The following is a 13,912-nucleotide window of genomic DNA, read 5'->3' as shown; positions in this document are numbered from 1 at the left end:
GGTGCATTGGTGGACGAGTTTCTCAAGTGGTACTTTTCCGACCGTCCCGTCGTGGCCAGCTTATTGGGGGCCGACGGTTATGATCACACCCTCGGCGACTTCACGGCCTCCGGCTGGACCGCCCGCGAGCGGGAAGAGGCCCGCTGGCTCGACCGCCTCTCCTCCCTCCGAACGGCCACCCTCGACGACGCCATCGACAGAGATCTGGTCCTCTCCCAGCTGAGAGGCTCGACCGCGCTCGCCTCCTGGCCCGAGTGGCGGCGTGACCCGGCCACCTACCTGTCCGCGATCTTCTCCTCCATGTACACGCCGTTCCAGCGGCGCCTCAAGCCGGAGCCCGAGCTGGTGTCCTCGGCCGTCTCGCGCCTGGCCGAGGTGCCCGGCGTGCTGGCCGCCTGCCGCGCCAACCTCGACCCCGAGCTGGCCGCCCCGCTGCTGATCAAGCGCGGGCTCGGTCAGGCCCGCACCGGCCGCAACTTCCTCACGCGTACGATCCCGTCCATGGTCGGGGACCCCGACCTGGCCGCCAAGCTGGCCGAGGCCGCCGAACCGGCCGCGCGGGCGTTCGACGAGCTGGTCGCCTTCCTCGAGGGCTTCGAGTGCGGCGGTACCTGGCGGATGGGCGAGAAGCTCTACTCCACGCTGCTGCGCGAACGCGAGATGCTCGGCTACGGCGCCGCCGAGCTGCACGAGAAGGGCAAGGCCGCCTGGGCCGAGCTGGACGCGCGGATGCGCCAGGTGGCGCTGCGGGTCAACGGCGCAGAGGACTGGCGGGCGGCGATGGAGTTCCTCATGGACGACCATCCGCCGACCCTGGCCGACATGCGGGCCGAGTACGCGGCCGAGACCCAGCGGGCCAGGGAGTTCGTGCGGGAGCGGGACCTGGTCACGTTCGCCGACGGCGAGGAGTGCGACGTGCTCCCGTCCGCCGAGTACACCCGTCCGGTGCTGTCCGTCGCCCACTACCTCGCGCCGCCACCGCTGAGCGCCTCGCGCAAGGGCGTCTTCTTCGTCCCCTACACGCCCGACGACTTCACCCCCGAGCAGGTACGCCAGCGCCTCCGCACGAACTCGCGGGCCCAGATGCCCTCGATCGCCGTGCACGAGGCCTACCCGGGGCATCACTGGCACCTGTCGTACATGGCGGGCAATCCGCGTACTGCCAGGAAGGTCTTCCGCACCCCGTACTTCACCGAGGGCTGGGCCCTGTACGTCGAGAAGCTCCTGCACGAGCAGGGCTACTTCGACACCCCCGCCACCGAGCTGGCCCACCTGGACTGCCGGATCTTCCGCGCCGCCAGGATCGTCGTGGACACCGCGCTGCACTGCGAGGACATGTCGATCGAGGAGGCGGAGACGTTCATGGCGACCAGAGCGTCGCTGTCGCCGGGCACCGCTCAGGGCGAGGTGAACCGCTACTGCGCGTGGCCCACGCAGGCGCCCTCCTACCTCACGGGCGCGATCGAGATCGACCGCATCCGGGAGTCGTTCCAGGGGTCGCTGAAGGAGTTCCACGACCGGATCGCCGGGTCGGGCGGGCTGCCGCTGGGCCTGGCGGAGCAGGCGGCGCTCTCATAGGCGACGAGGGAACGTCGGGGGGTTCAGCGCGCGCTCGATCACCGCGTTGAGCTGCTCGTTCGTGAGGACGGCCGGCTTGCCCACGCTGAGCCCCCGGACGTAGACCTCGCACAGCCACTCCAGCAGCCGGGTGGCCTCGAACGCCTCCTCCAGCGTCGCCCCGACGGTCACCCCGCCGTGGTTGGCCATCAGGGCGGCCTTCTTGCCCTCCATCGCCGCCCGGACGTTGGCGGCCAGCTCGGGCGTGCCGTACGTGGCGTACTCGGCGACCTTGACCACGCCGCCGAGCAGCAGCGCGTTGTAGTGCACCGGCGGCAGCTCGGTCATCGTGGTGGCCACGATCGTGCCGAACACCGAGTGCGTGTGCACGATGGCCTTGGCGTCCGTGGTCGCGTAGACGGCCAAATGCATGGGGGTCTCGCTGGACGGCTGCAGGTCGCCCTCGACGAGGTAGCCCTCGACGTCCACGACCGGGCACATCTCCGGGGTCAGCCGGTCGAGCGCCGCCCCGGAGGGGGTGACCGCGACCAGATCCCCCTCGCGCACGCTCAGGTTGCCGGACGTGCCGATGACCAGGCCGAGCTCGACCGCACGCCGGCCGTACTCGCACAACTGCTCGCGCAGGCTCATGCGTCGGCAATGTAGTCGGTCGTCCGAAATACATCAATGGTCACAAACGATCCAGCGCTTGGAGCATGAGGCGCTCGACGTCGACGCGCTTGAGCCGGCCAGGGTAGAGGAGCAGGTGCAGGCTGAGGCCGTCGACCAGGGCGAGCAGGTGCTCGGCGAGGTCGTCCAGGTTGTCCTCGGTGCGCAGCTCACCCGCCGCGCGGGCCTGAGCCAGCAGGTCGCGTACGGCGGCGCGCAACTCGTCCGCCTCCGTGCGCTGGACCTCGGCCAGGCGCTCCGAGGCCAGGCTGCGGCTCCAGAAGCTGACCTCCAGGCGCGACTCCTGGGTGCGCTCGGCGTCCAGCGGCAGGTTGTCCAGCAGCAGCTCGCGCAGCGCGGCCAGCCCCGTCGCGCCCTCGACCTTGCGGGTCAGCCGGTCGCGGATGCGCTGGTGCGACTGGCGCAGCGCCGACAGCAGGATCTCGTCCTTGTCGGCGAAATAGTGGGCGAGCACGCCGTTGGAGTATCCGGCCTCCTTGGCGATGGCCCGCGTGGTGGCGGCGTCGATGCCGTCCCTGACGATCAGCCGGCGGGCGGCTGACAGGACCTCGCGCCGGCGCTCGTCGTGATCGACGATCTTGGGCATCGGCTCCTCCATTGACTTTTTATTCGGACGTCTGTCTATTTAGACTATGACCGTCGCCACCGTCGGCGTCCACATCGTCGACATTCTCGCCAGGCCCATCGATCACATCCCCGAGGGCCAGGACACCGTACTGGTGGAGCAGATCCGCCTCACCGCCGCCGGCGCCGCCGCCGGGACCGCCGTCGACCTGGTCAAGCTGGGCAACCCCGTGATCACCATGGGAGCCGCCGGCGACGACGAGCTGGGCGACTTCCTGGTGGCGGTGCTCGCCAAGCGCGGCGTCGACGTCTCGCGCCTCGTGCGCCGGACGGGCGAGCAGACGGCCGCGTCGATCCTGCCCATCAGGCCCGACGGCGGGCGGCCCAGCTTCCACGTGCCGGGGGCCAACCTCAGCGTGACGTACGCGGACCTCGACCCCGAGGTGCTGCGCGGCGTGCGGGCGATCCACCTGGGCGGGATGGACGTCACCTTCGGCCTCGGTGACCCGGCGTTCTTCGCCCTCCTGGACGAGGTACGCGCGTCCGGCACCGTCATTACCATGGACCTCCTTTCGGAGATGCCCGACTTATTGGGAATGGCCCGCGCTTTCCTGCCGCACGTGGACTACGTGCTGCCGAACGAGTCGCAGGCCCTCCTCATGACCGGCGCCTCCGACGTCGGCGAGGCCGCCCGGGCCCTGCTGGCCGACGGGCCGCGCGGCGTGCTCGTCACGCTGGGGGCGGCGGGCAGCCTGGTGGTCACCCCGGAGGGCGCGGAGACGGTGCCCGCACTCAAGGTAGACGTCTCGGACACGACCGGCTGCGGGGACGCGTACTGCGCGGGGTTCCTGACGGGCCTCCTGCACGGGCAGGATGTGCTGACCGCGGCCCGCTGGGGCACGGCCACCGCCGCCCGCGTCGCCACCGGGCTCGGCTCGGACGCCGGCCTCATCGATCTCGACTCGACTCTAAGGACTCTCGGATGACCGACGCAGAACTCCGTCAGCGCGCACTGAAGGTCGTCCCCGGCGGCATGTACGGCCACCTCAACGCCGCCCTCTTCGCCCCCGGCTTCCCGCAGTTCTTCGAACGCGGCGAGGGCTGCCGCCAGTGGGACGTGGACGGTCGCGAGTACATCGACTTCATGTGCAGCTGGGGCCCGGTCGTGCTCGGCCACCGCCACCCGCGCGTGGAGGAGGCCGCCGCCCGGCAGGCCGCGCTCGGCGACTGCCTCAACGGCCCCGGCCCGATCATGGTGGAGCTGGCCGAGCTGCTGGTGGACACCGTGCCCAGCGCCGACTGGGCGATGTTCTCCAAGAACGGCACCGACGCCACCACGCAGGCGCTCATGGTCGCCCGCGCCGCCACCGGCCGGACCAAGGTCCTGATGGCGCACGGCGCCTACCACGGGGCGGACCCCTGGTGCACGCCCTCCCTGGCGGGCACGACGCCCAACGAGCGGGCCGACCTGGTGGAGTTCACGTACAACTCACTCAAGTCCTTGGAGGCCGCGGCGGCGACCGTGGAGGGCGACGTGGCGGCGATCATCGTGACGCCGTTCAAGCACGACTCGTTCGAGGACCAGGAGCTGGTGGAGCCCGCCTTCGCGCGGGGCGCCCGCGCCCTGGCCGACCGGCTCGGGGCCGCGCTGGTGATCGACGACGTGCGGGCCGGGTTCCGGGTCGACCTGCGGGGGTCCTGGGAGCCGTACGGGGTGCGGCCCGACCTGACCGCCTGGTCGAAGGCCATGGCGAACGGCTATCCGATCGCCGCCGTCACCGGCACGGACGCGCTGCGCGGACCGGCTCAGACGCTGTACTCGACGGGCTCGTTCTGGTTCTCGGCGGTCGCCATGGCGGCGGCCAAGGCGACCATCGAGACGCTGCGCGACACGGACGGCATCGGCGCCATGGAACGCGCGGGCACGCAGCTCCGCGAGGGGCTTTACGCGCAGGCCAAGTCCCACGGGTTCGTGGTGAACCAGACGGGGCCCGTCACGATCCCGTGGCTCAGCTTCGACGGGGACGCCGACCTCTCCGTCGCGATGTGGTGGAGCGACGCCTGCCTGCGGCACGGGGTCTACCTGCACCCGTGGCACAACTGGTTCATGTCGGCCGCGCACACGGAGGCCGACGTGGCCAGGGCGCTGGAGGGCACGGACCAGGCGTTCGCGGAGACCCGTGCCCACTTCGGCTAGGCGGCGGTGAGCTTGCTGATCTCGGCCACGACGGACGGCCAGAGCGGGCGCGGCAGGTCGTGGCCCATGCCCGGGTAGGTCACCAGCCGGGCGCCCGGCACGGCCGCGGCCGTGGCCTGGCCGCCCGCGACCGGGACGAGCTGGTCCGCCTCACCGTGCAGCACCAGCGTGGGCACCCGCACCCCGGCGAGCCCCGTCGTGCGGTCGCCCGAGGCCATGATGGCGGCGAGCTGGCGGGCTGTCCCGCCGGGGTCGAAGCAGCGGTCGAACGCGAGTCCGGCCAGCAGGGTGATCCGCTCGCGGTCCAGCTCGTATCCGGGCGAGCCGATGACCGACCAGGTCCGCACCGCCTGGGCCTGGACCGCGTCGCGGTCGGCGGGGGGCGCGGCCATGAGGGTGGCGAGCGCGGCCTCGGTGGGCGGGGCCGCCGACGGGCCGGGAGTGGACATGATCGAGGTCAGGGTCAGCACCCGGTCCGGGTGGCGGATGGCCAGCGCCTGGGCGATCATGCCGCCCATCGACGCCCCGACCACGTGGGCGGCCGGCCAGCCCAGCGCGTCCATGAGTCCCGCCGAGTCGTCGGCCAGGTCGTCCAGCAGATACGGCGAGGGCGTCCCCATCGCGGGAACGCCCTTGTCGTAGAAGTGTGTGGAGAGACCGGCGTCGCGGTTGTCGAACCGTACGACGTGGTGTCCCTGGTCCGCCAGCAGCGCGCAGAGCCCTTCATCCCAGTGGATGAGCTGCGCGCCGAGCCCCATGATGAGGAGCAGGGGGCGCCCCTCGTGCGAGCCGAAGCTCTCGTAGGCGATTTCGATGCCGTTCGCGGCTACGCGGGTGGTCACGAGGACCAGAATGACATTCTGGTCCAGGTCAGTAAAGTTCAGCCCTTGAGAAGATTGCGAACGCGGTCGCTGGCGAGCACCACGCCGCCGCCCACCGCGGCCACGGCGCTGGCCACGACGGCGCCCGTGCCGGCGCTCCACTCTCCGGCCGCGCGCGCCGGCGGCGGCACGGCCACACCGGCCGCCGGGGGCTCAGCCGGGTTGTTGTCACGCTCGGACCAGGCGCCGGTCGAGAACGGGACCGGGTAGTTCTTCTTGCCGGGACCGTTGCCCCACTTGGTGATGACGTAGTCGACCTTGATGTGCCCCTGGCCGCCGACGCCGTCGACGCCGAGCGTCTCCATGTTGAACGAGCCGCCGGTCAGCTCCGCGAACGTCTTGCCGTCCAGGTCGAGCATGACGCCGTTGTTGGAGGGCACGCCCGGGCCGCGGTCGCCGACGAAGAAGGGCAGCTTCTTGCCGTCGTGAATCACGTATCCCTCGGTCATGAGCGGCCAGCTCGGGCTGGCGGCCAGACCTTTCTGCATGGGCTTGCCACTGGCGGGCAGACCGGTGTCCCCGGCGCGGCCGGAGGAGTCGTCCCAGAAGTACGAAGCGGTGGTCGAGCCCTTGAGCAGGACCTTCTCGTCCGTGTTGGAGTCGGCGTGGGCCGCGGTGCCGGCGATGGTGAGCGCGCCGACGGTGGAGGCGGTGAGCAAAGCGAGGGTACGCAGGCAAGATCGTGCAGACATGAAAAGTACAGTCCTTCGCGAGGGGGCAGGGAGGTTGCGCTCACTTGAAAAAGGGCGTAGCAGGGCAAAGCACCTGACAGGGGAATAGCTACGCGGAGCGCGAAACGAGCCTGAGGAAGGGACCGCTCAGAGGGCGGTCGTCATCACGCTGTATGGATGTGCTACGTGATCATTCAAGTTGTGCATTCGTCCTCTCCATCTCGCCTACCGGGTTAGCTGACGGGTTCGGACGTGGAGATGCCCTACCGACACGTGGTCGGATTCACCCCAGGGAGGTGGGTCCCCGGCTCCCGAGTGCTCGGGATTCGGCGCCAGCCGGCTGGTCCCTTTGGGGTAAGGTCCACGCCACCGGCTGGTAAGTGGGCATCACTCTAACCACGTATTCCGGACAAACACAAACAGTTCGTCATGAATCGGTGTAAAGATCTACCTGCCTCCGGCATAGAGAAAGGGGGCACGGCATTGCCGTACCCCCTTGAAATTCCCGGCCTCAGCCGCCGCTTTTGCGCCTGAACGATCTTTTACTCGCAGCCGGACCATGCGTCCCGTGGATCTTCGATGGGTCGCCGCCCTTGCCACCCGCGCCCGAGTCCGCGTGCTGGTTACGCTTGCGCTCCAGCGCCTCGCGGAACTTGCGCTTCATCTCGTCCTCGGGAGTCTCGCTGACTTCCGGCTCCGGTGTTTCCGCCATGAGGACCTCCATGGTGTTGGGGACTATCACAGCTTCGCATGGCGCCGCTTATGACGCGAAACTGGCCTCAACCCTGTTCTGCGGCGTGGCGGGCACCTCCAGTCGCCTGGCCGGCATCGCCACCAGCGCGATCAGGGCGAGCAGCGCCCCCGCCACCCCCAGCGACGGGATGACCGCCGCCGCGGCGGAGGCGTGCGCGGCGGCCAGGCCGTGCACGGGCGCGTCCGCCGTGACCGTCGAGGTGTAGAGGGTGCCGCCGACGGCCAGCGCCACGGAGCCGCCGATCTGGCGGAAGAAGGTCAGGTTCGCGGAGGCGACGCCGATGTACTGCGGCTCGACGGACTGCTGGGAGGCCACGGTCAGGCCGGACAGCATCGGGCCCATGCCCAGCCCGATCAGCAGCATCCAGCCGGCCAGCAGCAGCCCGTCGGTGTGCGCGGTCAGGTTCAGGCAGAGCAGGGTGCCCGCGACGAGCAGGAACGGGGAGGCGACCAGCCACGGCTTGTAGACCCTGGTCCTGGACATGAGCGCACCCATGACGACGCTGCCCAGGACCATGGCCAGCGTCATCGGGTAGATCCTCAGCCCGGACTCGGTGGCGCTGACGCCGAGGGACTGCTGGAAGTAGCGCGGCAGGAACACCACACCGGCGTACATGCAGAAGGCCGTGAAGAAGGACGTGACGTTCACGAGCGTGTAGGTGCGGTTGCCGAACAGGTGCATGGGCATGATCGGGCTGGCCGCCCGCCTCTCGACCAGCACGAACACCGCCAGCAACGCGGCCGCGAGCACGATCGGCCCGGCCACGGAGGCGTCGGTCCAGGTGTTGCCGTCCAGGCCCTTCTCCGTCAGGCCCAGCAGCAGCGCGCTGATGGCCACGGTGAAGACCGCGATGCCCGCGTAGTCGGGGCGCCCGCCGCCGCCCACGCCCGGCCGGTTCGGCAGGCGGCGCGCGACGATCGCGATCAGCACGAGGCCGATCGGCACGTTCACGTAGAAGGCCCACCGCCAGGTCGCGTGGTCGGTGAACAACCCGCCCAGGAACGGCCCGGCCAGGTACGTCAGGCCCATCACGCCGCCGAGCGCGCCCTGCACGCGGGCGCCGTTCGTACCCGGAGGGAACATCTCCATCACCAACGCCATCGACAGCGGCAGCAGCGCGCCCGCGCCGAGCCCCTGCAGCGCGCGGAACGCGATGAGCTGCGGCATGTCCTGCGCCGCCCCGCACAGCGCGGACCCGGCCACGAACACCACCATCCCGATCAGCAGCAGCGCCTTCCTGCCGTGCTGGTCGGAGAGCCGGCCGTAGAGCGGCACGGTCACCGTCGAGGTGAGCAGGTACGCCGTCACCACCCAGACGTAGAGCGTCGTGCCGCCCAACTCGGCCGTGATCCGCGGTAACGCGGTGCCGACGATCGTCTGGTCGAGCATCGCCAGGAACATCCCGCCGAGCACCGCGAGCAAGAGGAGCCCTTGAGGCTTCATGTCATCATTCACATGTGAAGACTGATATGTAAGCCCTGACATGTCAAGTCTTCGATATGCTGGCGCGCATGTCCCTTCGGATCGCGCTTCTCGGGCTGCTCGAGGCTGTGGGCCCGGCGAGCGGGTATGACCTGGCCAAGAAGTTCGAGCACTCGCTCAACCACGTGTGGCAGGCCGGGCACACGCAGATCTATCCCGAGCTGGTGAAGATGGCGGCCGACGGCCTGGTGGCGGCCTCGTCGGAGGGCGCGAGGGGACGCAAGATCTACACGATCACCCCCGAGGGGGCGCGGGAGCTGCACACGTGGCTGGTGGAGCACGAGCCCGTCTTCGTCGTACGCAACGAGACCGCGCTGCAGGCGTTCCTGCTGCCGCTGCTGTCCACGGAGGAGGCGATCGCGGTGGTCGAGCGGATCAAGGCAGGGTACGAGGCACGGCTGGCGGTCCTCGACTGCCGGCCCGCCGGCGTGGTCGGCCACTACGCGCACCGGCTCGGGCTGGCCCAGGTCCGCACCGGCATCGAGTGGGCCGAGGAGACCCTGGCCGCCCTCAGGAGCCGCTGAGCCCCGCCCGCTCAGGTAAAGGGGAACCACTCCGTTCCTGGTGTTGCGTTGGAGCGGCCCAGGAAATAGACCCCGCATGCCCGCCACGATCGCCACGTCCGCAGTCGCGTCATGAGTCTCCTCGGCCGCGATCTGGCGATGGACCTCGGGGGCTCCCGCACGCGGATCTACGTCAGGGGCAAGGGCATCGTGCTCGACGAACCCTCCGCGGTGACGATCGACGGCCGTACCGGCAAGGTCATCGGGTACGGCGCGGACGCGACGGGCGAGGAGATCTGCTGGCCGGTCAGCGGCGGTCTGCCGGCCGACGGCGACCTCGCCCTGCGGATGGTCAAGCACTTCCTGGGCAAGGTGCACCGGCGCCCGCTCGCCAGGCCACGCCTGATCATGGCGCTGCCCGACGGCTCCACGCCGATCGAGCGGGCCACGCTGCGCGACGTGGCGTACGAGGCGGAGGCCAGGCAGATCCGGCTGATCCCGCACTCGCTCGCGGCGGCGCTCGGCGCGGGCCTGCCGGTCCGCGACTACGTGGGCGGCATGGTGATCGACATCGGGCGCGACTCCGCCCGGATCGCCGTGCTCTCCGGCGGGGAGGCCGTGGCCACGACGGCGGTCCCGGGCGGCGGCCGGGCCGTGGACCGGGCCATCGCCCGCCTGGTCGAGCACGAGCACGGCCGCACGATCGACGAACGCGAGGCGGAGGCGGCCAAACACCAGGCCGGCGCCGACGGGAATCCCGTTACCGTACGCGCCAGAGACCCCGAAACCGGTCAGGAGCACGACGTGCGGCTGCCCGTGGAGCGGATCCGGGAGGCGGCCGGTCCGGCGATCGAGTCCATCGTGTGGGCGGCGAGGGAGACCGTCGAGCGCTGCCCCGCCGAGCTGATCGGCGACCTCGGGGAACGCGGCGTGGTGCTGGTGGGGGGCGGCGCGCTGCTCGCGGGGCTCGCGCAGCGGCTGCGGGAGTCCCTGGGCATGCCGGTACGGCGGGCGGAACGGCCGCTGGAGTGCGTGGCGCTCGGCCTCGGCACCTGCGTGGACGACCTGGGACTGCGTGCCCGGCTCCGCCGGCGCCGTTGATCATTCTGTTTTCGCCTTTTGGTGGAGGGCCCCGGACGATCTCGGATATGGTCCGATCGTGCGCGCCTGCCGTCACGGCTTATCCGCGGCGCTCCTCTGCGTCGCGGCGATGACGGCCTGCACGGCGGCGGCCGAGCTGCCCACACTCGAAGACGCCGCCCGGCAGCTCGACTCCGACGGCGGCGCCCTGCTCGGCTCCGCCGACCTCCGGCTGTCGACCGAGTCGCCGGTGGACGACGACTCGTGCGTGCCGGGGCAGGTGCGGCGGTACTTCCGCGCCGAGAGCGACCTCGCCTCCGCCTCCTCGGGGCTGCTGGATCTGCTCCAGGAGATGGGGTACGACAAGGTGGTCGACGACCTGGACCTGCGGGATGGGGATCAGGACGTCTCCGTGCTGCGCAATCCCGAGACACGGCTGACGTTCGAGCTGACCGTGCTCTCCGGCGACCGGCCCGGCGTCCGGGTCATCGGCAAGACCACCTGCTACGCCACCGACTGACACCGCCCGGCCCCTTGGGTCCGCCGCCGGAAGCGCCTCAGGGGGTGGACAGGGCCTCGGTCGGGGAGAGGCGGGAGGCGCGGATGGCGGGGTAGAGGCCGGCCGCGGCGCCGATGGCCAGGGTGGCGGCCAGGCCGCCGACGGTGGCCCAGGCCGGGACCACGGAGGGCCAGCCGCTGTACAGCGCGTACCCCATCGTGACCCCCGTCCCCAGCAGGATCCCCCCTCCCCCGCCAAGCGCCGACAGAAGCAGCGACTCCGCCAGGAACTGGGTGCGGATCTGCCCCCGGGTGGCCCCGAGCGAGCGGCGGAGGCCGATTTCGGCGCGGCGTTCCAGCACCGAGATGACCATCGTGTTGGCCACCCCCACCCCGCCCACGAGCAGGGCCACCGCCCCCACTCCCAGCAGGAGGTTGGCGAACGCCTGGCTGGTCGCCTGCTTGGCGGCCAGGGCGTCGGACGGGCGGGAGACGTCCACCTCGTTGGGCGCCTCCGGGTTGGCGGTGCCGGCCAGCACCTGGCGTACGGCCTCCAGCTTGGACTCCTCCGAACGGGTGTAGAGCGTGGTCGGGTGCCCGTCGAAGCCCAGCCTGGACTCCGCCACCGGCCAGCCCACCAGGACGCCGCTGTCCAGTTCGGTGGCGAGCGCCACCGGGTTCATGACCCCGACGACCGCGAAGCGGACGCCGCCGATCACGACCTGCGTGTCGGGCCCGATCGAGCCCACGCCGAGCCGCTGGGCGGCGGAGGAGCCGAGCACGGCGGCCGGGTAGCGTTCGGTGGCGGTGTTGAGCCAGGTCCCGCTCCGCAGCGTCGCGCCGACGGTGGCGGGCAGGTCGAGGCGGGCCGCGTACGTGGTCATGCCGCCGGTCTGGGCCTCGGGGATCTCCTCCGACCGGTAGACCTTGGCCTCGCTTATGCGCCCGATCGACGAGGCCGCCTGGACGGGGCCGATCCGTTCGATCATCGCCTCCGCGTCCTTCGGCATCTGCGCGGCCTCGCCCATGAGCGTGGTGCCGGACGAGACCGTGAGCAGGTTGGTGCCGAGCGCGGAGAGCGTACGGTCCAGCTCGGCGCCCGACGAGGATGACAGCCCGACCACGCTGACCATGGCCGCGATGCCGATGGCGATGCCGAGCGCCGACAGGAAGGCCCGCAACGGTCGTGTGCGCAGGCCGACCGCCCCGACGCGCATCACGTCGCGGGGCCGCATCCTGGCCGGGGACAACTTCGGCCGGGCCACCTCCACGACGGCCATCACACCGCCTCCAGCGGGACCCGCGCGCTGTCGGAGATGATCCGGCCGTCGCGCATCCGCACCTGCCTGGGCAGGCTGGCGGCGATCTCCCGGTCGTGCGTGATGATCACGATGGTGGTGCCGCTCTCGTTCAGCTCGTGCAGCAGCTCCATCACCCCCGTACCCGACACCGAGTCCAGGGCCCCGGTCGGTTCGTCGGCGAGGAGCAGCGGCGGTTCGCCCGCCACCGCCCTGGCGATGGCCACGCGCTGCCGTTCGCCGCCGGACAGCTCGTGCGGCTCGTGGTCCATCCGGTGCCCGAGCCCCACCCGTTCGAGCGCCTTGGCCGCGCGGCGGCGCCGCTCCGACCGGCTCAGGCCGGTGTAGACGAGGCCGTCGGCCACGTTGTCCAGCGCCGGGACCTTCGCGGCGAGGTGGAACGACTGGAACACGAACCCGATCGTGGTCGCCCGCAGCGCCGACAGCTGGTTGTCGGAGAGCTTGGAGACGTCGTACCCGTCGATGTGGATGGTCCCCGAGGTGGGCCGGTCGAGGGTGCCGACGACGTTGAGCATCGTCGACTTGCCCGAGCCGGACGGCCCGACGATGGCGATCAGCTCGCCGTGCTCGATGCGCAGCGACACCGACCGCAGCGCCGCCACCCCGCCGGGGTACGTCCTGGACACGTCCGTCAGCGCGATCATGGGGTACGTCATTTCGGCATCCCCACGGTCATGCCCTCGGTGAGCCCGTCACCGCTGACCTCGACCCGTCCCCCGGCGAACAGTCCCGTCTCGACCTTGATGTAGCGGGACCTGCCCCCTTCGACGATCTCCAGGCCGTAGCCGCCCTCCTGCAGCGCCACCAGCGCCGCGACCGGCACGGTCAGCACGTTCTTGCGCTGGGAGGCCGTGAACGTCACGTCCACCGCCGCCTTGTCCAGCCCCTTGGCGGACTTGGACTCGCCGATCGAGACCAGCGCCTCGACCCGGGTCTCCGGCTCGGCGTTCTGGCCCTCGCCCGGCTTGACGACCGTGGCCACCTCGGTGACCTTGCCCCGTACGTTCTTGCCGTCCGGCAGCGTGACCTCGACCTTGGCGCCCTTCTTGGCCATCCGCTGGTCCTCGGCCTCCAGCTCGACCGTGACCACCTTGGACGTGCCCGTATATGTCATGATTTTCTGCCCGGGGGCGGCCGGCTGGCCCTCCTCGGACTCCAGGCTCTCCACCCGTACCTTGCCGGGGGCGAAGACGACCCGGCCCAGCTCGACCACGCCCGTCTCGTCCAGGCCGCGGTCCTCCTGCCACTCCTTGACGGCCTCGGCCGTGTCGTAGGTGTACTCGTCGTCGACCGTGAAACCGTCGTAGCCGAGCTTCTTGAGGTTGCGCTCAAGGTTCTCGACGTCCTTGCCCTCCACGCCGATCTTGAGGTCGCGGTAGGCGGGCGTGTCGCCGTACAGGAGCATGACCGGCTGGTTGTCCACCCGGTACAGCGACCGGCCGCGGGTGATCTGGGCGCCGCTGTCGGGCAGCCAGGTGATCGTGCCGGGCTTCCTGCTCATCGCCGTGGTCACGGGGCCGTAGCCGAGCTCGCCGTCGGCGTCCCTGGTGTCGTTCAGGGTCTGCCTGGTCACCGCGGTGGTGGCCGGGGGCAGGGCGGTGGCCGACCGGGTGGGGCCGGCGCCGCCCTTCAGCAGGCCGGCGCTGTTGACCGCCACGAACCCGCCGCCCGCGGCGACGAGCGCGATCAGGAGCCCGGCGACCACCTTGCCCCGGC

The 13,912-nt window shown here is 70.9% G+C and carries 15 protein-coding genes and 1 riboswitch; of the genes, 6 read left to right on the top strand and 9 right to left on the bottom strand.

Going from position 1 to position 13,912, the window contains the following annotated elements:
- Nucleotides 1-9: 9 nt before the first annotated feature.
- Nucleotides 10-1,578, top strand: coding sequence for a DUF885 domain-containing protein (locus ACWDX9_RS30180; RefSeq protein WP_449959754.1), 1,569 nt, complete (start codon nucleotides 10-12; stop codon nucleotides 1,576-1,578).
- On the opposite strand, the gene ACWDX9_RS30175 is transcribed toward ACWDX9_RS30180, so the two are convergent.
- Entirely contained in the window at nucleotides 1,573-2,208 is a 636-nt protein-coding gene (locus ACWDX9_RS30175; RefSeq protein WP_350728193.1) for a class II aldolase/adducin family protein, read from the bottom strand. The genes ACWDX9_RS30180 and ACWDX9_RS30175 overlap by 6 nt on opposite strands.
- Nucleotides 2,209-2,248: 40 nt before the next feature.
- Nucleotides 2,249-2,833, bottom strand: coding sequence for a TetR/AcrR family transcriptional regulator (locus ACWDX9_RS30170; protein WP_449959752.1), 585 nt, complete (start codon nucleotides 2,831-2,833; stop codon nucleotides 2,249-2,251).
- A 46-nt stretch (nucleotides 2,834-2,879) separates the two neighbouring features.
- Between ACWDX9_RS30170 and ACWDX9_RS30165 the strand changes: the two genes are divergently transcribed.
- Together ACWDX9_RS30165 and ACWDX9_RS30160 are read left to right on the top strand one after the other, a co-directional pair.
- The gene (locus ACWDX9_RS30165; protein ID WP_449959750.1) at nucleotides 2,880-3,797 is read left to right on the top strand and encodes a carbohydrate kinase family protein; all 918 of its coding nucleotides are present in this window, start codon (nucleotides 2,880-2,882) and stop codon (nucleotides 3,795-3,797) included.
- Nucleotides 3,794-5,008 carry an aminotransferase class III-fold pyridoxal phosphate-dependent enzyme gene (locus ACWDX9_RS30160; protein ID WP_449959749.1) on the top strand — a complete coding sequence of 405 codons (1,215 nt, stop codon included), beginning with the start codon at nucleotides 3,794-3,796 and terminating at the stop codon, nucleotides 5,006-5,008. Before ACWDX9_RS30165 ends, ACWDX9_RS30160 begins: the two co-directional genes overlap by 4 nt.
- Here the strand turns inward: ACWDX9_RS30160 and ACWDX9_RS30155 are convergent.
- From ACWDX9_RS30155 to ACWDX9_RS30140, 4 genes are all read right to left on the bottom strand, one after another.
- Nucleotides 5,005-5,850, bottom strand: coding sequence for an alpha/beta fold hydrolase (locus ACWDX9_RS30155; protein ID WP_449959747.1), 846 nt, complete (start codon nucleotides 5,848-5,850; stop codon nucleotides 5,005-5,007). The genes ACWDX9_RS30160 and ACWDX9_RS30155 overlap by 4 nt on opposite strands.
- A gap of 38 nt (nucleotides 5,851-5,888) precedes the next feature.
- Nucleotides 5,889-6,581, bottom strand: a complete 693-nt coding sequence (locus tag ACWDX9_RS30150) for a hypothetical protein (protein WP_449959745.1) — start codon at nucleotides 6,579-6,581, stop codon at nucleotides 5,889-5,891.
- 186 nt (nucleotides 6,582-6,767) lie between these two features.
- A riboswitch (cyclic di-AMP (ydaO/yuaA leader) is annotated at nucleotides 6,768-6,902 on the bottom strand.
- Between the two features lie 169 nt (nucleotides 6,903-7,071).
- Nucleotides 7,072-7,272 (bottom strand): DUF5302 domain-containing protein, encoded by a 201-nt coding sequence (locus tag ACWDX9_RS30145; protein ID WP_449959743.1) that lies wholly within the window; start codon nucleotides 7,270-7,272, stop codon nucleotides 7,072-7,074.
- 48 nt (nucleotides 7,273-7,320) lie between these two features.
- Nucleotides 7,321-8,769: an MDR family MFS transporter gene (locus tag ACWDX9_RS30140; RefSeq protein WP_449959741.1), complete on the bottom strand. Its 1,449-nt coding sequence runs from the start codon at nucleotides 8,767-8,769 to the stop codon at nucleotides 7,321-7,323.
- A gap of 56 nt (nucleotides 8,770-8,825) precedes the next feature.
- On the opposite strand from ACWDX9_RS30140, the gene ACWDX9_RS30135 reads away from it, so the two are divergent.
- The 3 genes from ACWDX9_RS30135 (at nucleotide 8,826) to ACWDX9_RS30125 (ending at nucleotide 10,899) form a co-directional block, all read left to right on the top strand.
- Nucleotides 8,826-9,320, top strand: a complete 495-nt coding sequence (locus ACWDX9_RS30135) for a PadR family transcriptional regulator (protein WP_449959739.1) — start codon at nucleotides 8,826-8,828, stop codon at nucleotides 9,318-9,320.
- A gap of 111 nt (nucleotides 9,321-9,431) precedes the next feature.
- Nucleotides 9,432-10,400 (top strand): rod shape-determining protein, encoded by a 969-nt coding sequence (locus ACWDX9_RS30130; protein ID WP_449959737.1) that lies wholly within the window; start codon nucleotides 9,432-9,434, stop codon nucleotides 10,398-10,400.
- Between the two features lie 58 nt (nucleotides 10,401-10,458).
- Nucleotides 10,459-10,899, top strand: coding sequence for a hypothetical protein (locus ACWDX9_RS30125; protein WP_449959735.1), 441 nt, complete (start codon nucleotides 10,459-10,461; stop codon nucleotides 10,897-10,899).
- Nucleotides 10,900-10,936: 37 nt separating this feature from the next.
- On the opposite strand, the gene ACWDX9_RS30120 is transcribed toward ACWDX9_RS30125, so the two are convergent.
- The 3 genes from ACWDX9_RS30120 to ACWDX9_RS30110 form a co-directional block, all read right to left on the bottom strand.
- Nucleotides 10,937-12,157, bottom strand: coding sequence for an ABC transporter permease (locus ACWDX9_RS30120; RefSeq protein WP_449959733.1), 1,221 nt, complete (start codon nucleotides 12,155-12,157; stop codon nucleotides 10,937-10,939).
- The gene (locus ACWDX9_RS30115) at nucleotides 12,157-12,852 is read right to left on the bottom strand and encodes an ABC transporter ATP-binding protein (protein ID WP_449959731.1); all 696 of its coding nucleotides are present in this window, start codon (nucleotides 12,850-12,852) and stop codon (nucleotides 12,157-12,159) included. Before ACWDX9_RS30115 ends, ACWDX9_RS30120 begins: the two co-directional genes overlap by 1 nt.
- Nucleotides 12,849-13,912, bottom strand: a 1,064-nt coding sequence (locus tag ACWDX9_RS30110; protein ID WP_449959729.1) for an efflux RND transporter periplasmic adaptor subunit, incomplete at its 5' end; no start/stop codon positions are given. The genes ACWDX9_RS30110 and ACWDX9_RS30115, both read right to left, overlap by 4 nt.

This window comes from Nonomuraea sp. NPDC003201, assembly GCF_053590415.1.
Note: the sequence above shows the minus strand (reverse complement) of the source record. Positions and strands in the feature narration are given on the sequence as shown.